At 39.5% G+C, this 21,015-nt stretch carries 18 protein-coding genes and 1 pseudogene; 16 read left to right on the top strand and 3 right to left on the bottom strand.

What is annotated here, in order from left to right:
• Positions 1-89 precede the first annotated feature (89 nt).
• Positions 90-1,259, top strand: coding sequence for a Gfo/Idh/MocA family protein (locus M3221_RS23725; protein ID WP_251274539.1), 1,170 nt, complete (start codon positions 90-92; stop codon positions 1,257-1,259).
• 74 nt (positions 1,260-1,333) lie between these two features.
• Here the strand turns inward: M3221_RS23725 and M3221_RS23720 are convergent.
• Positions 1,334-1,534 (bottom strand): annotated as a pseudogene (locus M3221_RS23720) (IS4 family transposase); the annotation flags it as partial.
• Between the two features lie 853 nt (positions 1,535-2,387).
• Here M3221_RS23720 and M3221_RS23715 point away from each other — a divergent pair.
• From M3221_RS23715 to M3221_RS23655, 14 genes are all read left to right on the top strand, one after another.
• Positions 2,388-3,392 (top strand): LacI family DNA-binding transcriptional regulator, encoded by a 1,005-nt coding sequence (locus tag M3221_RS23715; protein WP_251274538.1) that lies wholly within the window; start codon positions 2,388-2,390, stop codon positions 3,390-3,392.
• A 398-nt stretch (positions 3,393-3,790) separates the two neighbouring features.
• A complete protein-coding gene (locus M3221_RS23710; protein WP_251274537.1) occupies positions 3,791-4,765 on the top strand; it encodes a sugar ABC transporter substrate-binding protein in 975 nt (324 codons plus the stop codon).
• Between the two features lie 163 nt (positions 4,766-4,928).
• On the top strand, positions 4,929-6,488 hold the full coding sequence (locus M3221_RS23705) for a sugar ABC transporter ATP-binding protein (protein ID WP_251274536.1): 1,560 nt from the start codon (positions 4,929-4,931) through the stop codon (positions 6,486-6,488).
• Between the two features lie 2 nt (positions 6,489-6,490).
• Positions 6,491-7,474: an ABC transporter permease gene (locus tag M3221_RS23700; RefSeq protein WP_251274535.1), complete on the top strand. Its 984-nt coding sequence runs from the start codon at positions 6,491-6,493 to the stop codon at positions 7,472-7,474.
• 223 nt (positions 7,475-7,697) lie between these two features.
• The gene (locus M3221_RS23695; RefSeq protein WP_251274534.1) at positions 7,698-8,729 is read left to right on the top strand and encodes a Gfo/Idh/MocA family oxidoreductase; all 1,032 of its coding nucleotides are present in this window, start codon (positions 7,698-7,700) and stop codon (positions 8,727-8,729) included.
• Positions 8,730-8,856: 127 nt separating this feature from the next.
• A complete protein-coding gene (locus tag M3221_RS23690; RefSeq protein ID WP_251274533.1) occupies positions 8,857-9,867 on the top strand; it encodes a LacI family DNA-binding transcriptional regulator in 1,011 nt (336 codons plus the stop codon).
• Positions 9,868-9,933: 66 nt separating this feature from the next.
• The gene (locus M3221_RS23685) at positions 9,934-10,764 is read left to right on the top strand and encodes a sugar phosphate isomerase/epimerase family protein (protein ID WP_251274532.1); all 831 of its coding nucleotides are present in this window, start codon (positions 9,934-9,936) and stop codon (positions 10,762-10,764) included.
• 366 nt (positions 10,765-11,130) lie between these two features.
• Entirely contained in the window at positions 11,131-11,379 is a 249-nt protein-coding gene (locus M3221_RS26655; protein WP_311316175.1) for a LacI family DNA-binding transcriptional regulator, read from the top strand.
• Positions 11,354-12,142 carry a substrate-binding domain-containing protein gene (locus M3221_RS23680; protein WP_311316174.1) on the top strand — a complete coding sequence of 263 codons (789 nt, stop codon included), beginning with the start codon at positions 11,354-11,356 and terminating at the stop codon, positions 12,140-12,142. The genes M3221_RS26655 and M3221_RS23680 overlap by 26 nt, the downstream gene beginning before the upstream one ends.
• A gap of 202 nt (positions 12,143-12,344) precedes the next feature.
• A complete protein-coding gene (locus M3221_RS23675; RefSeq protein WP_251274531.1) occupies positions 12,345-13,346 on the top strand; it encodes a LacI family DNA-binding transcriptional regulator in 1,002 nt (333 codons plus the stop codon).
• A gap of 261 nt (positions 13,347-13,607) precedes the next feature.
• Complete coding sequence (locus M3221_RS23670) at positions 13,608-14,582, top strand: sugar ABC transporter substrate-binding protein (RefSeq protein ID WP_251274530.1); 975 nt, start codon at positions 13,608-13,610, stop codon at positions 14,580-14,582.
• 192 nt (positions 14,583-14,774) lie between these two features.
• Positions 14,775-15,608, top strand: a complete 834-nt coding sequence (locus tag M3221_RS23665) for a sugar phosphate isomerase/epimerase family protein (protein ID WP_251274529.1) — start codon at positions 14,775-14,777, stop codon at positions 15,606-15,608.
• 136 nt (positions 15,609-15,744) lie between these two features.
• Complete coding sequence (locus M3221_RS23660) at positions 15,745-16,773, top strand: Gfo/Idh/MocA family oxidoreductase (protein WP_251274528.1); 1,029 nt, start codon at positions 15,745-15,747, stop codon at positions 16,771-16,773.
• Positions 16,774-16,859: 86 nt separating this feature from the next.
• Positions 16,860-17,093, top strand: coding sequence for a Gfo/Idh/MocA family oxidoreductase (locus M3221_RS23655; RefSeq protein WP_251274527.1), 234 nt, complete (start codon positions 16,860-16,862; stop codon positions 17,091-17,093).
• A gap of 329 nt (positions 17,094-17,422) precedes the next feature.
• Here M3221_RS23655 and M3221_RS23650 read toward each other — a convergent pair whose 3' ends face one another.
• Positions 17,423-18,448 carry a helix-turn-helix domain-containing protein gene (locus M3221_RS23650; RefSeq protein ID WP_251274526.1) on the bottom strand — a complete coding sequence of 342 codons (1,026 nt, stop codon included), beginning with the start codon at positions 18,446-18,448 and terminating at the stop codon, positions 17,423-17,425.
• An 882-nt stretch (positions 18,449-19,330) separates the two neighbouring features.
• Here M3221_RS23650 and M3221_RS23645 point away from each other — a divergent pair.
• Positions 19,331-20,458 (top strand): tyrosine-type recombinase/integrase, encoded by a 1,128-nt coding sequence (locus M3221_RS23645; protein WP_251274525.1) that lies wholly within the window; start codon positions 19,331-19,333, stop codon positions 20,456-20,458.
• Between the two features lie 466 nt (positions 20,459-20,924).
• Here the strand turns inward: M3221_RS23645 and M3221_RS26950 are convergent, their stop codons facing one another.
• On the bottom strand, positions 20,925-21,005 hold the full coding sequence (locus M3221_RS26950) for an IS3 family transposase (RefSeq protein ID WP_396395329.1): 81 nt from the start codon (positions 21,003-21,005) through the stop codon (positions 20,925-20,927).
• Positions 21,006-21,015: the final 10 nt, after the last annotated feature.

Below are 21,015 nucleotides of genomic sequence, written 5' to 3'. Positions count from 1 at the left end.
AGAAGGATGATTCACAGTGTTTACTAAGCCAAAAATGAACTAAAGTCTTGCTTTGTAAAAACATATTATAATTTGGAGGATAACGAGCTGTGACAAAATTTAACGTTGGTGTTTTGGGGATAGGCGATATTAGTGATGTGTATATTCAGAACTTAAAGAAGTATGAAATCGTACATGTGGCAGCTTGTGCAAGCAGGAACCTTGAAAAGGCACGCAAAAAAGCAGATCAGCATCAAATTGAAAAAGCATATGCAACAGCTGAGGAATTGATAGAAGACCCAGAAATCGATATTATTTTAAATTTAACGGTCCCAGCTGTGCACGCTGAGCTTACGGTTAAAGCACTGGAAGCGGGTAAGCATGTATATACGGAAAAACCGTTAGCGGCTGCTTTAGAAGATGGAAAGAAAATTCTTGATCTAGCAAAAGAAAAAGGTCTATATGTCGGCTGTGCACCTGATACCTTTTTAGGAGGACGTCTTCAAACATGCAGGAAACTGATTGATGAAGGTACGATCGGCGATATTGTAGGAGCAAGTGCTTTTGTCGCTTATCATGGTACTGAGTCATTCCATCCAAATCCTGATTTTTTTTACAAGCCAGGAGGAGGTCCGCTGCTTGACATTGGCCCCTACTATATAACAGCACTTTTGTCTTTAATTGGACCGGTTCGAAGCTGTTCTGCAATGGCCAAAAGGACATTTGATAAACGGATTATTGAAAGTGAACCGAGGCAGGGAGACGTCATTGAAGTAGAAGTAGAGACACATATCACAGGAACACTGCAGTTTGCTAACAATGCCCTTGCAACATTTATAATGAGCTTTGATGTATGGGATTCAGAGCTTCCGAGATTAGAGATATACGGTACAAAGGGTACGATTTGCATAAATGATATTGACCCCTTAGACGGCCCTAATTTGTTTGGCGGACCCATTTTATTGAAAACAAAAGAGCAGTACAGATGGAAAGCAATGCCGAGACAGAAGCCTCTAAGCCGATGGGAAGAAGTTCCGATCATTCACCCGTTTAATGAAACGAGCCACCAAGAGAACAGCCGTGGAATAGGCCTGATTGATATGGCGTATGCAATCCGGGACAAACGGGTAGAGCGTGCAAGCGGCCAGATGGCTTTTCACTCCTTGGAAGTGATGGAAGGCTTACTTAAGTCTGCAAAGGAAGGCCAATTTTATCACGTAAAAAGCAATTTCAACCGGCCTCATCCGCTGCCTATTCATTTTCCTCAAAGTGAAGGTTGAATGCTATTCATTCATAAAAAACAGGGCCATTTTAGCGGAAGTGCCCTACAAAGAAGCATACACTAAAAGTCGACAAGAGACAGATTGGCTTGCGAAATGGAAACTTTAGTATGGTTATACAGCAGCTTGAGTAGCATATAAGCAATCAATGCCGCAAAAAGCTGATTGTACACGACATTTTTGGACGTGCCAAATAACACAGGCACATTCAAGTTCTGCTTAATCCAGCAAAAAAAGAATTCGATCGCCCAGCACGCTTTATACATGTCTGCAATTATCTATGATTAACATGTGTGGTGTAGGATAAATATTTGAATTCATTATTACCTTCTAATATTTTAATATTTTTTTGAATATCAACGCATTCGTATGCGTAAAAAATAAAAGTAGGGAGGTGATTAGATGATTTAAAAGGACATTGAATCTTCTGAATTTTAAACGCTATCCCTGGATGACTAAAACAATGGTAAAAATTAATTTGATCAAAGTTTTATCAACCCATGCTCTAGCCGCTTTGAAAAAAGGTTGGAGGAAAAAAATCAAAGTGTTATCCAGTGCAATGCTGTCACCCAGTATTTTATCAAAAAAATTTCTATATTTTATAAATAATCAGAAAAAACTGAAAAATATTATTGACATTAGCACCATGAGAATATACACTCTACATTAAAGAAAGAACTTTCCCTTTATTTATGAATTTTTAAATATTTTAGTTTTTTATAGGATGATTTTCTCTTTGTTTTCAGTATCAGTCGCCTTTATTTTTATAATCATTTAGGAAATAACTTTCCTAAATAGATAATAAACAGAAAGGAGGTACATGAACCAGTGTTTTAAAAGCGCTACAAAAAATTAACTGTGAATAGGCAATCTAGAGGTGGTGGAGGCTTTCAATTCCACACGGAGGATAACTAAACTAATAATTAAGTGGATGTTACGATACAGCGAACTTATTGTTTTGAATAAAAGAAGATCCCTTTCTTTATTTATGAATTGAAAGCTAATCGACATGAACAGCTTTTGCCTCATAATCAGCTTTTTCGACCATAACTCGATACTTTTAGCCTTCAACAAAACTTAGGTTAGAGTAACGTTTACATTGCTGAGAGAATAGAAGGGGAAAAATGAATGAAATTCACAATATACGATGTAGCTGAAAAAGCAGGAGTATCTATTTCCACTGTATCTAAGGTGCTTAATAACACAGGCAATCTTGCGGAAAAAACCAGAAACAAAGTGAAAGCAATCATGCTGGAATTAAATTATCAGCCTAGTGTTGCTGCATCTGTGAGAAAGCGTATTCAAACCATCGGGCTTTTGATTCCCGATATTGCAAATCCGTTTATGGCGGAAATCGCACGTGTTATTGAAAACCATGTAAAACGGTATGGTTATAGCCTTTTGATCTGCAGCACAGACAATGATTTGAAAAACGAGGTGGAATACGTTTCGATTCTGAAACAAAAATACTCGGATGGCATCATTGTAGCAACGGGCCTCAAAAGAGAGGAGGCCGTTAAAGAGCTGATTAAAACGGATATCCCCATTGCACTGCTTTCTAGGGATGTTCCTTCTTTGGCTGTAAATACTGTACTGGTGGACGATTACTTAGGCGGATATGAAGCGACAAACCACCTAATTAGTCTGGGTCATCAAAAGATTGCAATGATTACGGAAGACACGGTCTTTTCTACTTTGCAAGCGAGAGTAAATGGTTATAAAAAAGCGCTGGAAGAAGCCGGGCTGAGCTATGATGAAAACTTAGTCCTGACTAACAACACCTCTCTTGAGGAAGGAAAAAAATCCATAATGAGCCTTCTAAAAAAATTCAATCCGCCAACGGCCATTTTTGCCTCTACCGAATCCTTGGCGATTGGGGCAATGCAGGGTGCACACGAATTAAATCTAAAAGTGCCGGATGAAGTATCGATTATTGGATTTGATGATACAGTGCTGTCTACAGTCTGTGAGCCGCCTCTCACGACAATTGCGCAGCCAATTGAAGAGATGGGAGAAAAAGTAGTCGAATTATTAATCGAGGAAATTGAAAAAAAGAAGGAATCGAAACAACGTGTGATGCTGTCTCCTAAATTGATTGTCCGAAAATCTACTGCTCATAAAGGTGATATTTAATAGATGCTTTCTATGAATATAAACAAAGAAATAGCGAGTATAGTGGCTAATAGGGTTAGAACTAGGTGGTATTTGATCAAAAATAGGCTAATTCACTTTTAAATGAAATATCCTACCCTTTACCGGCTATTTAGTTAAGCGCTTCCATTTAACTCTTAAGAATATACGGTTTTAATTAAAGCGGAAGCATTCAAGAAAATTAGGGAGGAAACGACATAACCACTTTGAAAAAAGCAAAATTACTCCTAAAAGGAAAACTATCCAAAAATTTTTGGTGAAAAACATTTTATTCAACATAAAAGCAATCCGTCATGTGACGCATAATTCATTCAGTCTAAAAAATAAGTTAGTTGATTATCAGAGATTTAAAAATTTAAAAATAGGTTGGAGGAAGAAAAATGAAAAAAATCAAAGTATTATCTGGTGCTGCTCTGTCATTAAGCCTTTTATTAGCTGGTTGTGGGGAAGAAAACAGCGCAACTTCTTCTCAAGGTGGAAGCGATGGCGGCAGTGAAAAAATCTCCGTTATTTTAAAAGCTTCTAACGAGGAGTATTGGAAGATTGCAGAACGCGGTGCAATGGATGCTGGTGAGAAGTATGGAATTGATGTGAATGTAATGGCACCAGCAAGTGAAACACAGGTAGACCAGCAAATCTCAATGATTCAGGATCAGTTCACAAGCGGAACGAGTGCATTAGTGTTAGCGCCGAGTCAGCCTACAACGGTGTTAAATGCACTTCAACAATATAAAGATAGTGACACGCCAGTAATTTTTCTAGACAGTGATGCCGAGTATGAAGATAAAGTGAGTTTTGTTGGAACGGAAAACTTCAGTGCCGGAAAAATGGGCGGAGAATTCCTGGCGGATAAGCTTAGCAAAGGAGATAAAGTTGCAATTATTCGGGGACAGCTGGGAAGCACTACACATGACGAGCGGACAAATGGAGCCGAGGAAGCATTGGAAGATGCTGGACTTAAAGTAGCAACTGTACAGGCTGCTGACAGCGATAAAGATAAAGCTTTAACGGTTATGCAAAATATTCTTCAATCTAATCCTGATATCAAAGCTGTGTTTACTACCAGTGAAACGATGGCATTAGGTGCTTTACGTGCAGTTGAATCGAAAAATAAGGATATTTTAGTTGTTGGCTTTGATGGTACGACTGAAGGATTGGAGTCCATTCAGGCAGGCGGGCTGACTGCTGAAGTAGCACAAGATCCATACCAGATGGGTTACTTGTCAGTTGAAGCAGCAGCTAAAAAACTGAACGGGGAAGAAGTAGAAAAACGGATTGATTCAGGTACAGAAATTGTGACAAAAGAAAATGTTGAGGAAGCGCTTGCTGAAATTAAAAAATATACAGGAAAGTAATTTCCGACAGACCAAACAAATACATTGCCAGCATGTAAAAGGCTTGCTTTTATGAGAATGCGGTTAATCCAAATGCTCCTGTACCGTGAAGGAGATTACTTATTCAGGATTCCAGATAGTATTTCAATACCTATACAATCAGGTAATACGGAGGAGGACAGCCATGAAAGAGTTGCTCAGACTTAAAGATGTTTGTAAAGGCTTTTCCGGTATTCCGGTCTTGAAGAATATTAATTTAGATGTCAGGGCTGGAGAAGTGCATGTGCTTTTAGGAGAAAATGGCGCTGGAAAATCAACCATTATCAAAATCATGACAGGTGCTTATTCTAAAGACGAGGGTAAATTGTTTTGGGAAGGGCAGAAAGTAAATATTAACACACCGTCAGACGCTATGGATCTAGGCATTGCAACGATTTATCAGGAGCTGAACCTCGTTCCTGAACTGCCAGTTTACGAAAATATCTTTTTAGGAAGAGAACTTAAAGTAAAAGGCAGGTTTTCCTTTTTAAATAAGAAAGAAATGATTAACCGGTCTAAAGAAATTCTTAAACGGCTTGGCCAGAATATTGACCCAGAGGCGCTTGTTTCCACGCTCGGTATTGGCCAGCAGCAGCTTGTCGAAATTGCGAAGGCGCTGACAATTGACACAAAGCTCATCATTTTGGATGAACCCACTTCCAGCTTAAGTGCGTCAGAAGCGGAACAGCTGCTGGAGACCATTATGGAGCTTAAAAGACAGGGAATTGCCATCGTATACATCTCGCATCGCCTGGAAGAGCTGAAACAAATCGGGGATCGGATTACGATTCTGCGCGATGGGAAAGCAGTGGCTACCCGCCAGGTAAGTGAAACAAGTACAGATACCATGATTGAACTAATGGTCGGGCGCGCCTTGGAGGATAAGTTTCCAAAAGGAAATTTCCAGCTGGGCAGCCCTGGACTGAAAATTGAAAACTTGAAGCTGAAAGGATCAGATAAGCCCATTAATTTTACCGCTTATCAAGGACAGATTTTAGGAATCGCAGGGCTTGTCGGTGCGGGACGGACAGAGCTGATCAGGGGCATTTTCGGAGCCGATCCAATTGATGCCGGTAAAGTGCATGTTTTTGGGAAAAAAGTGAAAATCAAGTCGCCTAAAGACGCGATCAATGCAGGCATGGCGTTTATTACAGAAGACCGAAAAGGGGAAGGGCTTATTCTGGATCAGTCTCTTCATTTTAACATGTCCCTTGCCAGCTTGAAGAAGTTTAAAAAAGGACTGTTTATCCAAAATGGTGAGGTCAATAAAAAATCTGATGTGTATGTCAATGAACTTCAAATCCGTCCAAATGATATTCAAAAGCACGCACGAAAGCTAAGCGGCGGAAACCAGCAGAAAGTCGTGATTGCGAAATGGCTTTCAACAGAAGCCAGAGTCTTCTTCTTCGATGAGCCAACTCGTGGAATTGATGTTGGGGCAAAAACAGAAGTATACCGCTTGATTAACTCTCTAGTGGCAGATGGCGCCATCGTAGTGATTGTTTCGTCTGAACTGCCTGAAATACTAGGAGTGTGCAACCGCATCTTAGTCATGTGCGAAGGGGAAATCACGGCGGATCTTTTAAAAGAAGAAGCCAGCCAGGAACTGATTATGAAAGCGGCTACAGGAAAGCTGACGGAAGAAGATCTTTGTGAAGGGGAACAGCCTGCATCACTTGAGAAAACGGGAGTAGGAGGAAAATAAACATGGCAGAATTAGCAGTAGGGAAAAAGAAACTGGAATCAAAAAAAATTTCCAAGGGACTCATGAGCAAGTTCGGATCCTTAATTGGGCTTGCACTGCTGGTCGTGATTTTATCAGCATTGAACAGTGACTTTTTAACGCTGAGTAACATTATGAATATCGCAGGCCAGTCTTCCATTAATGCACTATTGGCACTTGGGCTGCTTCTGCCCATTTTAACAGCAGGCATTGATTTGTCCGTCGGCGCTATCCTGGCTATCTCGATTATGCTGATGGGCGTCGTTACGGTAAATATGGGCCTTCACCCAATTGTAGGAATACTGGTTTGTCTGCTTGTAGGTGCGTTTTGCGGATATTTAAATGGCATTATGCTAACAAAGCTGCGCCTGCCCCATCCATTTATTGCAACGCTTGGAACCATGAACATCGCACGTGGTATTGCTTTGATTATTACGGGGGCAGCACCCATTGCAGGTTTCCCATTCATGATTCAGTTTTTTGGCAGCCAGTCCATCGGTATTATTCCTTATAGCTTTATTCTTGTTATTGTAATGTGTGTGATTCTTCACCTATTCTTAACGCGTACGATGACAGGCCGGTATATTTATGCGATTGGTGGAAATAAAGAAGCGACTCACTTATCAGGAATTAACGTGGACCGTGTACTAATTATCGTGTATGCGATCAGCGGTTTTATGGCAGGATTAGCTGGACTAGTGATGGTAGGACGCGTTAACTCCGCTTTTCCTCTTGCTGGTCTTGGCTTTGAGCTGGATGCGATCGCGGCTGTTATTATCGGCGGAGCCAGCTTCTTTGGTGGAGTAGGTACAGTCTGGGGCACGTTGATTGGTGCTTTGATTATTGCGGTTCTCCGCAACGGACTTAACCTCATGAACGTCGCGGCAGATCTGCAAATGGCTTTTATCGGATTTGTTATCATTGCCGCTGTATATGTGGATGTTCTACGGCAGCGCAAAAACAAGTAAAGTTCTTGAAAGTGTAATTATAAATAGGTACAAAAGATACTGAATGTTCTAATATATTGGCTGCAGGAAGCAATTAAAAAATTGCTTTCCTGCATTTAATCTACAAATTATTTTTTTGTTACTCTAGGAAAGAACTTTCCTGTTTAGGGACACAGAATTTTGAATGAAAGAGTAAGAGCCAGTATATCAACTAAAATTATATTTATTAAAGGAGGAACAAAAAATGAAAGAAATTAAAGTAGGACTTGTTGGGGCAGGACGTATGGGGAGTTTTCATGGTACTTCCATTGCGCGTAAAGTGTATGGAGCATCACTTGTGGCGATTGCTGATCCGGTTCCAGGGGCAGCCGAAAGACTGGCGTCTGAACTTGGTGCGGCCAAAACGTATACAAGTCCAGAAGAGATGTTTCATGATCCAGAAGTGGATGCAGTAGTTATTGCAGCACCTGCCCGCTCACATGCAAAACTGGTTATTGCCGCCGCTAAAGCAGGAAAAGCGGTGTTCTGCGAAAAACCGATGGCCGTTACCCTTGAGGAGGCAGATGCCGCAATTGCAGCAGCAAAAGAAGCCAATGTCGCCCTGCAAGTGGGATTTAACCGCCGATTTGCTTCAGGCTTTAAATCTGCTCGTGACAATATTGCTGAAGGGCGTATTGGTACACCACAGCTGTTAAGATCTTTAACGCGTGATCCAGGACTTGGCGACCCCACGCCAATTCCAGAATGGACAATATTCTTAGAAACATTGATTCATGATTTTGATACACTTCTTTATTTAAATCCAGGCGCAAAACCGACTGAAGTGTACGCAGTAGCCGATGCGCTCGTTCGCCCGGATTTCAAAGATAAAGGGCTGCTTGATACAGCTGTCGTAACAATTAAATTTGATAACGGGGCTATTGCTACCGCAGAAGCAAATTTCCAAGCGGTGTACGGATATGATGTACGCGGAGAAATATTTGGTTCAGCCGGCATGGTGACAGCCGGAAGTGTCCAGCAAACGAATATGACCCGCTATACAGCAGACGGCATCAGTATGGACACTTACAGAAAAGACACAGAATTATTGCATGACGCTTACGTCGCTGAATTAACATCTTTTGTTGATAGTGTACGTTCTGGAAACAAGCCGGATGTGACAGGAGAAGATGCTCGAAACGCATTGGCTATTGCGTTAGCTTGCATCAAATCCGTTCAAGCACGTCAGCCGGTTAAACTTGAAGAAGTGGAAATGGCAAAAAGCGTCCAGTCATAAATTTTTCAATAGCTCAAAAAGCACTTCATGATAAGCGAAACAAGAAGGTTATATCAGGACAGGCTTTTCTTGACAGCCTGGTCTTATTCAAAATGTTCATTCTAAAACAACAGAAAGGAGAGGCGTTATGAAAGCAACGATTTATCATGTGGCAGAAGAAGCGGGTGTATCTACGGCGACCGTTTCAAAAGTAATCAATAATAAGGGATTAATCAGCATGGATACAAAGCGTAGAGTGCTGGAAGCGACTAGAAAGTTGAATTACCACCCTAATGAAATGGCAAAAGCTCTTATAGGAAAAAAGACCAAAGTAATTGGTCTTCTCGTTTCAGATATTGCCTCTCCTTTTTTTGCTGAATTAACCAGGAGTATTAGCGAACAGTGCCGATTTCAAGGGTTTAGTATTATGGTCTGCAGCACAGACGGCCAGCCGGATAAAGAGAAAAGCTGCGTATCTGCACTTATTCGGCAGGACGTAGATGGCTTTATTGTGGCTTCTGACCATTATCCCGAAATTATTGAAGATGAATTGAAAAAGCGCGGACTGAAAGGGGTCTTCCTTTCTACGGAACCAGAAAAACAAGATTACGTAATGCCGCTTATTACAATAGATAACTATGAAGGCGCCTGTCAGGCGGTCCGTCATTTGCTGGCGTCTAATCATAAAAAAATCGCCATGATTGCAGAAAATACAGCGGCCGGGAAGGTACGTCTTCGTGCTTTTCACGACACAATGGAAGAAGCGCAGCTCCCTCTGGATAAGCAGTTTGTCGTTAAAACAGCTTCCTCTATTGAAAATGGATACGAGTGTGCAAAACGGCTGCTCGCTTTGAAGGAACGTCCCAGCGCCATTTTTGTATCCTGTGATGTGTTGTCAGGCGGTGTAATCAAAGCGGCCAGAGAAATGAATGTCCGTATTCCCCAAGAACTGTCTATTATCGGCTTTGACAACCTTTCAATTTGTGAATTAACTTCTCCTCCGTTAACAACTATTGCTCAGCCTATACGCATTATGGGGCGTCGGGCCGTCGAGCTCCTTATAAAGCAAATCGATGGAGCAGAAACTTATATGAGAACACATATTGTAGAAACTAGCCTGATGGTGAGAAACTCCACATCATTTCATCATGATATATAAGAGTGATCTGAAATAAGTTATCTGAGATTATGAAAAACCTATAAAGTAAATAAAGGAGGTAGAAATATGAGTAGAGACTATGGTTTATGCTTATGGTCTTTTGGAGATATTTCTGTTGAAGAAAAATGCAAACTAGCTAAAGAAATTGGGGTAGAAGGTGTAGAAGTTCAAGGAGACTTGACACAAGATCCGAGGGAACTGGCAGATATCCTGTCTAAGTATGAGTTGAAAATCTTATCTGTAACACCAGATAACGTAGACATTTCTAGTGATAACAAAGAAACCAGAGGAAAAGCTGTTCAATATTTCTTAGACTTGTTAAGCTGGGCAAGAGAATTAGGAGCCAATAGAATTTGTCTGCATGGAGATGTAGGCAAAACAGCGGGATGCGGGGATCTTTCCAAGGATTGGCAGCTGCTTGTCGAGAGTTCTAAAGCTGTGATGGAGAAAGCGGAAAGCCTAAATATCGAAGTTGTATTTGAAGTGTTAAATCGCTATGAAAACCATCAAATTGTTACGGGCCAGGAAGCATTAAAGTTAATTGAAGCTGTCAACAGCCCAAATCTGTTCATTCTTCTTGATGCGTACCATATGAACATTGAAGAAGCTGATCCAGTAGAAGCATTACGAAACGTTGGAAGCAAGTTAGGAGTTTACCACGTAGCGGATTCCAATCGTCAGGCAATTGGAAATGGTCACGCGGATATTAAGAGCCAGATAGAAATGCTACATACCATGAATTATACAGGTCCAATCATTATGGAAATGACTGCAGAAGGACCAAACCCTTTTACTGCCGTTAAGGGGGAAGGTTATATTGAGGTTTTGACAAATTACTATAAAACTTCATTAGAGCAAATAAAAGCATGGGATCATTTAAAGATAGAAGTAGAATAAATTATTGGAAAAGCTACAAACAGAACAAGAAGCATATAGCTTTCTATATGCTTCTTGTTCTGTTTGTAGCTTGTTTTATAAATAAACCGCTTTTTCTCACTATTAAATTTAAAGCAATTCTACAAACTCTTTAGAATCTAAAGAGTTAATTGATCAAAATCAATGTCTCATTAATCAATAATGTTGATTCAGTGTCTGTCCCGCTGATATCCTCCTTCAAGGATCTCCGTAGCAATGTCCTACATACTCCTGTCGGTCTACTCTCCCTTTTATCCTTATTATCCGCGAACATCTTATTTCATTCCAGTAAAACTGAGGTAAAATAGATTATAAAATAGTGAGAAAGAAACGAGAGGAAAGGAAACGATGAAACCTACCATCTATGATGTGGCTAAAAAAGCAGGCGTGTCCATTTCTACTGTATCTAAAGTGCTTAATAATACTGGGAACCTGGCAGACAAAACAAGAAAAAAAGTGCAGGAAACAATGCAGGAATTAAATTATCAGCCCAGTGTTACGGCATACGGCATCCGTAAAAAAGCGAATTCAAACGGTCGGGCTTTTAATACCGAGCATTGCCAACCCGTTTATGGCAGAAGTAGCGCGCAGTATTGAAAACCATCTTAAGCGGCACAATTATAGCCTGATGATTTGCAGCACGGACAATGACATTAAAAATGAATTGGAATACATTTCGATCCTGAAGCAAAAGTATATAGATGGCATCATTGTTGCAACGGGATTGAAAAAAGAGAAGTCTATCAAAGAGCTGGTGAAAGCGAAGCTTCCGATTGCCCTGCTTTCAAGGGACGTTCCTTCCCTAGCAGTGGATACCGTGTTGGTGGATGACTATTTAGGTGGATATGAAGCCACAAAACATTTAATTGACCTTGGACATGAAAAGATTGCAATGATTACCGAGGACACCACATACTCAATCATCCAATCAAGGGTTCAAGGGTATAGAAGTGCGCTCGAGGAATATGGTTTAACGTATGATGAAAGCTTCGTGATACATAATAATATTTCCATTGAAGAAGGAAAAAATGCCATGTTAAGCCTGTTACAAAAGGACAGCCCGCCAACAGCCGTTTTTGCTTCTACGGAAGCATTGGCAATCGGGGCACTGCAGGGAGCACGTGGGCGGAATGTACAAGTTCCAAGTGAGCTATCGATTATTGGGTTCGATAATACCATCCTATCTACAATCTGTGAGCCGCCTTTAACAACGATTGCCCAGCCGATTGATGAGATGGGAAAAAAAGTAGTGGAGCTGCTTATCGAAGAAATTGAGAAAAAGAAGGAATCCAAACAGCGCGTCATCCTGTCTCCTAAATTGGTGGTGCGAAGCTCTACAGCAAAGAAAAAAGAGCGTTAACATTCTCTTTTAGTTGAAGAACCTAACCTGGTTTTTTTTCCTTTTATTAAGCGTACTCTCTCAAACGTTTCGATCAATTACTTATTTATCGATACAGAAATTAATTAGATATGTTACGTTAAATAAAAAGCATCTATTCAACATATTTAATTTCATTGAAAATTTATTATAATTATAGGTAAAAGAAATAAGGATGATTCTTATGAAGACTACCATTTATGATATTGCTAAAAGAGCCGGCGTATCCGCGGCAACAGTTTCAAATGTCTTAAATGAGCGTGGACGTGTAGGGGTACAAACAAGAAAAAAAATTTTATCAATTGCGGAAGAACTACAATACTTACCGAACATGTCTGCTTCTGCGCTAAAAGGCAAGTCTACTTACACAATCGGTTTTTTTGTACCAGATGTCCTCAATCCAGTTTACATGGAATACTTAAAACATGCTGAAAAGCAAGCACAGGAATTGGGATTTAGCGTTATTATGTGCAGCACGGAAAATAATGCTGATCAAGAACGAAAGCTTTTTGAAATTATGCAGCAGAAAAATGTTGATGGATTCATCATTACTGCTAAGTTTAGAAATGAAGAACTATTAAAAGAAATGCAAACAAAACAAATACCCACTATTTGCATTGGTCATGAACGTCCCGAATTTCAATTTGATAGTGTGGCAGGTGATGATGTAGAAGCGGGAAAAATAGCAGCAAACTATTTACTATCACTTGGGCACACAAATGTAGCAATTATTGTTGAAAAAAATTCGGCTAGCAGCTTAGGTCGTATTGAGGGTTTCCGATCAGAGTTTTTAAATCAAGGTATTAAAATTGACGATTCATTTATTATTGATTCTCAAACAGAACTTGAAGAAATAGAAAAAACAGCGCTGTCATTACTTAACTCCCCGAATCGTCCAACAGCTGTATTTGGTGGGAATGATGTAATTGCAGTTGGTATTGTTCAAGCTGCCCGTCATCTTGGTTTATCTATTCCAAAAGATATTTCTGTAATTGGACTTGATGATACCTTTTTATGCAAAATTATTTCACCTCAATTAACGACAGTATCAATGTCAATTACGGAGATTGGACATTTTGTGATAAATATACTGGTAGATAAAATAGAAAGAAATAGTACCAAAAAACAAGCCATTCGCTTTCAGCCAAAACTGGTAGCTAGGGAGTCGGTAGGGAAAGTTGAATGAATTTTCAAAAAAAGTATTGTCATTTTACGAAAACTAGTTTACACTTTAAAAAAGAAAACGCTTACTTACCGGTTGACTTCTGCTGTATACGGAGACTTCAACTTGGTAAAAGTTTAATCTTTGATTAATCGATTAATCAAAAAAACTAAGAAAGGAGCAGAGAAGTCTTTTCACACTTAATAAAAAAAGCTGTACCTTTTATTTGAAAAAAATGCAATTCTTTCTGAGTATATTTTTTAATAAAATATGGGGGAATGACGAATGAACAAGAAATTCAAATTATTGGGTATGGCAACTGTACTATCATGCGTGACATTTGTTGCAGGCTGTAGTGGAGAAGATCAAGCAGCAAGCAGTGATGGAAACAGCAAGGAATCGGAAAAGATTTCAGTTGTTTTGAAGACACTTTCTAGCCCGTACTGGAAATACGTTGAAGCAGGAGCGAAAGACGCCGGCCAAGAACTCGGAGTGAACGTTACAGTTGTGGGGCCAGCATCAGAGTCTCAGACTATGGAGCAGGTAAATCTACTGGAGGATCAAGTAAGCCAGTCCCCAGGAGCTATTGTGGTAGCGCCCTCACATCCGGATACCGTTGTACCAGTATTAGAGCGGGCATCCCAGTCCAATATGCCGGTATTATTAGTGGATACGGATGCTGATATAAAAGGAAAAACAACTTTTATAGGAACTGAAAACTTTACCGCTGGGCAAGAAGGAGGAAAGCTGCTGGCTTCCATGCTGCAAAAAGGAGACAAAGTTGCTTTACTTGCTGGTGCCCTTGGGAACCCCGCAACAGACGATCGGGTTAAAGGAGCAAAAGAAGAACTTGAAAAAGCGGGGATGGAAATTGTAGCAGAACAGCCAGGCGATAGTGATAAAGCAAAAGCTATGTCTGTAATGGAAAACCTTCTTGAAAAAAATGCCGACATAAAAGGAGTATTTGCGGCCAATGATGAAATGGCGCTCGGAGTCTTGCGTGCAGTAGAAGCAAAAGGGAATGAAGTAAAAGTTATCGGGACTGATGGAACGCAGGAAGCCGTAGAATCTATTTTAAGCGGAAATCTTGCTGGGACCATTGCACAAAGCCCTTACAATATGGGATACCAGGGTGTTGAAAATGCACTGAAAGCAATCAATGGAGAAAAAATTGAGGAACGAATTGACAGTGGTATCGAGATTGTTACGAAAGATAATGCTCAAAAACAATTAGAATTTCTAAAGAGTATTTCTGAATAAGTATAAGAGATGTAGCTGTATATAATAAAACAGTGAATTAACGATAATTATAGCACACCTTTTCACAATTGATTAATCGATTAATCTGCAAAAAGAGTTTAGCTATTTTTGAATGGCCTTTTGCTCATTTAAAAATTACCTTATTGCTTCTCTAAAATATTGGCTACGAAAATTACTGAAGGAGGAACTTGAATGAAATTAGGCTACAATCCTACATTAATACAAGCCGAACTGGAAGAAGAATTGCGTTACTGCGAGTATTATGGTTTTGACGCAATAGAGTTAAGGATTGAAAAATTGAAAGACTATTTTACTCGAAATTCCATGCAGGATTTAAAAGATTTTTTTGCACGATCTTCCTTAAAACCTCTTTCTCTAAATGCCGTTGAAGAAATATTATTTGCAGATAAAGAAACAAAAAGGAAAAATGATGAGGATTTAGAATTCCTATTTGAAGTTGGAAGAGAATTAAACATTCAGGATATTGTCATCGTGCCCTCTTTTCATGAAACACAATATTCATTGGAAGAAATTAAAAGCGAATCAGTAAAAGTATTAAAAGACATAGCTGCAAGAGCAAAAAAGTTTGATATGAGGCTTGCCTATGAATTTATAGGAAACCCAAGTGCTTGTGTAAATAATTTTAAGCAGTGCTATGAAATTGTTGAAGCTGTAAATGCAGATAATGTTGGAATATCACTGGATTTCTTTCATTTCTATGCAATGAATTCAAATATCGAAGACTTAAGAAATGCTGACATCAATAAAATCTTCTTGGTTCACATTAATGACGCGGATTATTATCCCCCTGGATCTTTAAGAGAAAAGGAAGATCGTCTTTTTCCAGGAGAGGGTGCAATTCCAATCCATAATTATCTGGACATTTTAAATGGGAAGAATTATCAAGGATTAGTATCGGTAGAACTATTTCGCCCAGAATATGATACTTGGGATGTAGAAACATTTATTAGGACAGTAAAAGAAAAAACAGCTCCTTTTTTAAATAGTATTATGCAGAGTAATTAATTTTATTATCATTTTAAAATTATTTGATTTGATTCAGCGCTGAAGTTCCAACAGACGTGGTTTCAGTGAACCATTAGGCAAATTGTTCATTCAGTCAGCAGTAAACATATAAAAAAATAAGGAATGGTGATGAAATATGGGAAAAAAAATTAAATGTGCCGTGCTTGGCTTGGGTCGTCTTGGATACTGGCATGCGGTAAATGCCTCGACAAGAATTCAAAATGCGGAAGTAACAATGGTTTGCGATATAGATATTATAAAAGCTGAAAGAGTAGCGAAAGAATTAGAGATACCAAAGTATACAAATAATCCGGAAGACGTTTTTAATGACAGCAGTATTGATGCCGTTATTATAGCAACCTCTACTAGTACTCACTTTGAAGTATTGAAAAAAGCTGTATTGAGCAAAAAAGCCATCTTCGTAGAAAAGCCTCTTACTTTGGAAGTGAAAGATGGTCGGGAAATATGCGGAATAATAGAAGAAAATAACATCTTTTGCCAAGTTGGATTTATGAGACGTTTTGATCCTGCCTACGCTGAAGCGAAACGTCGTATTGAAGCTGGTGATATTGGAAAGCCCATTTATTTTAGAGGGATTTCACGGGACCCAGTAGCACCTCCAGCTGAATATATCAAAAACAGCGGAGGTATTTTTGTGGACGTATCAATACATGATTTCGATATTGCCCGTTTCCTAATGAATTCAGAAGTAACAAATATCTTATCGCGTGGAAAAGTCATTAAGTATCCATATGTGGCTGAATACAATGATGTAGATCAGGCGCTTAGTTATATTGAATTTGAATCAGGAGCTGCAGGAGATGTTGAAGCGAGCAGAAATGCTTACTATGGCTACGACATTCGAGCGGAAGTTATCGGAACAGAAGGAACCTTATTGATTGGCAACAATTTGAGTCATCACAATATGATTATTCTTACTCCATCAGGATACACTCATGACATTGTCCCAGACTTTCCAGATAGATTTACGGATGCATACTTTTTAGAATTAAAAGAGTTCTTCAAGAGCATTGAAGAAGGCAGTAAATCCAGTGTAACGGCACGAGATGGTTTAAAAGCCTTAGAAATTGCGACCGGTGGTAGAGAATCTTATAAAACAGGCAAAACGGTCTCACTGGATTCAGCGAATCCGGTGAATATCTAAATTTTATTTTACTCGCCTATTTGTAAACGATTTCTTTTAGCTAGGAATTGCTTTGTAAAACCATTGAAAGGTTAGAGAGTTGGAAAATGAGGGGAAAAGTTCGCTGGGGAATCTTGAGTACGGCAAAAATTGCTCAAGATGAATTACTTCCTGCATTAAAAGACGCCTCCAATGCAGAAGTTATGGCTATTGCGAGTTCGAATCATAAGGTACATGACATTGCTGCGAAATTTGGCATTCCTATAATTTACAGCACCTATGAAGAATTGCTGGAAGATCCAGATGTTGATGCCGTGTATATTCCACAAGATAATAAATAATGGAGGCACTTTTAAAGTGTCTTCTTTTTTTAATTCGAAGTGCAACCGCTTATATAGGAAGGAATTTTGAAATGAGCGTAAATTAAATTTTAACATTATGTGTTAAATTCAAATACATATAACACTAAAAGATATATCTACAAAATTTACAAGTGATGAAGGTACAAAGTGTAGCCTTTCTGTAGAAAGCTCGGTTAAATGTAGAGTGGTTGCTATGCAGCTTCTTTCACATAGCTTTTGAAATAGGTTCTCCACCTCACTAAAATTGGAACCAAACAATTACAGAAATAAAGTAAAAGAACTGACTTATCTGAGTCAGTTCTTTTACTTTATTTGAATTCTTGAAAGTGATTAACATTATCTCCGCTTTGACCTTGTTCACGTTTATAAACTTCTTCGAGGATCTCCGCAGCAATATCCTGCATACTCTTGCCCGTCTGTTCTCCTTTTCTTCGAAGCCAGTCCTTAATATCTACGGACAGGGAAACCGACAGTAATTCTTCCTCCGATTCAATGCTGAGTGCCTCATATTCCGGAACATACCGCACACGCCCTTGTTTGGTCGAACGTTTAAGAAAGTCAGCTAACTCAACAGAAACACCATTTAACCGGGCATCTTTCATATGAATAACCCACCGATCTTTTAACCGTTCCATATATAGATTGGCCACTGGAACCTGCTGATAAAGCAGATCCATCGTTTGATAAGTAAGGGAATAAACGGCCGGCAGATTGAGCACCGCATATCCAGGCTTTGTGCTGCGCTTGCCCATTTCAATGGAATAGTCAGGTGTTAGCCTGTGTGTATAGATGCCTTCCATATAGCTGAATGTATCCTCGGTTCCTGGCACGATGAAGTACCAGTCGCCTAAACCTTTGCGCATAAGTCTTGCTTCCGGAACGGAAGGAGAAGAAAAGCGCTGGTAGGCCGCTTCTTTGGCTTTTTTATTGTAGTATTGCCGCTGGGAAAGGCGGTCTTCCCAGATTTTCTTTTCGTGCAGCTCACTGAATTCTTTAAGATCGCTTTCTTGAATCAGTGGAATTATTCGCCCTCTTATTTGTCCTTCAGAGGCGGGAAGAAGACCTTCTTTAATATAAGCGGCAATAAAGTTCCGGTTCGTCTGCAGATATTCTGCAGCCTGGTTTAAGGTTAAACCTTCCGGCGTTTTGGGCATGATTTCGATCAGCCGTTCAATTTCTTCTTTAGAAAAAAGCAGTCCGTGATGGCCACCCCACGGATCCTCCACAGCCTTTAGCTTCCCTTCCTGTACATAAGCATGGACCGTAGAAACAGAGCGGCCAATCATTTCTGCGACTTCCTTTGTTGAGTAGTATTTGTCTTGGTTAATTTGCATGGTTTTTATCCATCCTTTAAAAAATATCTATGTACGTATCCTTACGCGATTCGGTATGTTATGGGTATAGCAGGATTTATTTTGGTTCATACTGTTACTGTTTCGCTCAAACATCCTAACTCCTACGACGAAACAAACCATTTTTGCAGTCAGGTCGCCCCCTGGCTGTTTTTTAGTTATGTGTAACTCCACACAGGTTTCCGCAAATCACATGTGGTAATCCACATCACTCATCATTTCTAATAAAACTTCCTTGATCGATAAGTGATGCTCCTTCCCAAATCGGTTCACCAACACTTCCTATAGAAAAAATTCGCAAACTGCTCGCGGCCATCCGAGAAGACCACTTTAACGACTCGATGCTGCTTCATCCTTTTTTATTCCTGATACTGGAATATTCAAGAAAGAGTCCACTTCGTCATTCAATTCGCTTCTTTTCTTTATTCCTTCTTATTTCATTACCTATGTGTATATTGATGTTTTTCTTTTCTCGTTTTAAAAATTAAATATCTATTTTTCTTTTTGTATTTTAATGATTAATTTTATTTTATCATTTTAATTAATTACATACAATTTAATTATTATAAATTAAATACTTATCATATAAATTTTTAATCATTTATAATTAGTAAAACAAAGAGACACTTTTTTTCACTAAATTAGGCTAGTTTGAAAATTAATTAAATAAATAATGATATAATTAAATAGAAAAATAACTAATAAAAATAAAATAAAGTTAAACATTAATAAATGCATATATATATTTTCTTTTATTCTCATTTGATTGAATGTGAAAATGATTAATTACATAAAGAATGAATGAAGGATTACAGGAGGTTAAAAGAATCCGGATGCTGATCCGGAAAGATAGGAGGAAGACATATGTTTGAACTGATGCCAAACAGCCAGCCGCTTTTTCCGGCTGACCGGACGGAAGCAGCCGTGCAGCTGCTTGAACGGATAGATCAGGCTGAGAAAGAAAACAAAGACCCATTTTTTTATTTTAACGACAGGGATGTGCTTCATTACTATCTGTACCGCAGTATAAACCTAAATAAAGAAGCCGAGCGCTCTGACCGCACGCTGAATGAGTATGAAAGGGAATTGTCTCAAATGATCCAGAACATGATGCATTTTCCGTATGAAATCGGGCTGGATATTGAGCAGATTGAAGAAGGATCCTTATTTAAAAGTTTGTCTCCGCGTCACCTGAGGCGTTACCAGACTTGGCTTGCGGAAGAGAGCCCTCATGTAAAAAAGAAAGGATCGTATTCGGCAGCGACTCTCGCGCGTAAAACGACCATCCTTAAGAGTTTCTTTCGTTTTTTGCACGAGAATCGCTATCTCAAGCAGCCGATTCACCAAGGACTGCGCCCGGCAACCGTCCGGAAGGATGACCGGCCGAACCGCGACCTGGGACCAGGCGAAGTCATTCAGCTGCTGGACTATTATCGGGACCGTAATCCCATTATGTTTACTTTGATTCATGTGCTGGTAGGAACCGGTATGCGGAATGATGAGCTGTGCCGCTTAAAAGTATCGGATGTCCGGTTTGATCCGATCCTTGGCGGATTTTATCTGCATGTAATCGGGAAGGGGAACAAGCAGCGGGATATTCCGCTTCGAGACAAGGTGATGGACAGTATTATGTTGTACCGGAAAACCCGCCTTCTGTCGGCAGATTTCCCAAGCAATAATGATGAACCGCTTTTTCCAAACAGTCGGTGGAAAGCGTTCCGACCATCATACTTTGCGACGATGCTGGGAGATGAAATCGAGAAGGTGCCGATCTTATCGATTCAGGCAAGAAAGAAGAGAATCACACCACATGAGTTTAGACATAGCTTTGCGATTATCAGCTACATGAATAACAGTGATGTGTATGCCATCATGCGTGCACTTGGCCATGAGAAAATTGAGACCACGATGATCTATTTGCAGAAGATCATGGAAAGGGAGCAGCATGTCGTTCACCAATGGAAAGATGATGCGCTGGGAAGGTATATATAATAGAAGAAACTCGGAAAATAAATGAGGTTTCTCGGTAAAAAATGTAACTTAGCGAAGCTTCCAACTGACGGTTAATAAAGGAATATAGAGTTAAACTGTAAAAGATTATTGTATTCCTTTGAGGGTCTAACAGTAATTTGAATTTTTATCCAGGAGATTGATATCGTGTTTAAGATAATATTAAGAAATTATTTGATAGTTACACTTGTTTATTCGGTGGCAATGCTTTTCTTTTTTGAGGCTGACAAGGTTGACTATATTGGCGGATGGGGCGCTTATACTCTTGGATACTTGATAGTCACTTACCGGGAGATAAAAAAGAGAAGAAGTGATTCTAAAGGCTACATATGATGCAGTCTTTTTTTGAGAAAATCTCTTTCTCAACAGTATCGGCCTACTGTTGATCAGAATAGAATGCAACAAAAATGATTGATCTGCCCCCCGTCAAGTAGACACTCATAAAGAGCTACATAGCCTTCACACGATATTCAACAGGGGAAAGGTTATGTAGTTTCTTTTGACACCTTGAGGTGTTATAGAATTCGATGTATTTATGT

It is taken from the genome of Domibacillus indicus (assembly GCF_023715895.1).
GTDB lineage: Bacteria > Bacillota > Bacilli > Bacillales > Domibacillaceae > Domibacillus > Domibacillus indicus_A.
This window is presented reverse-complemented; position numbering and strand designations above follow the sequence as displayed.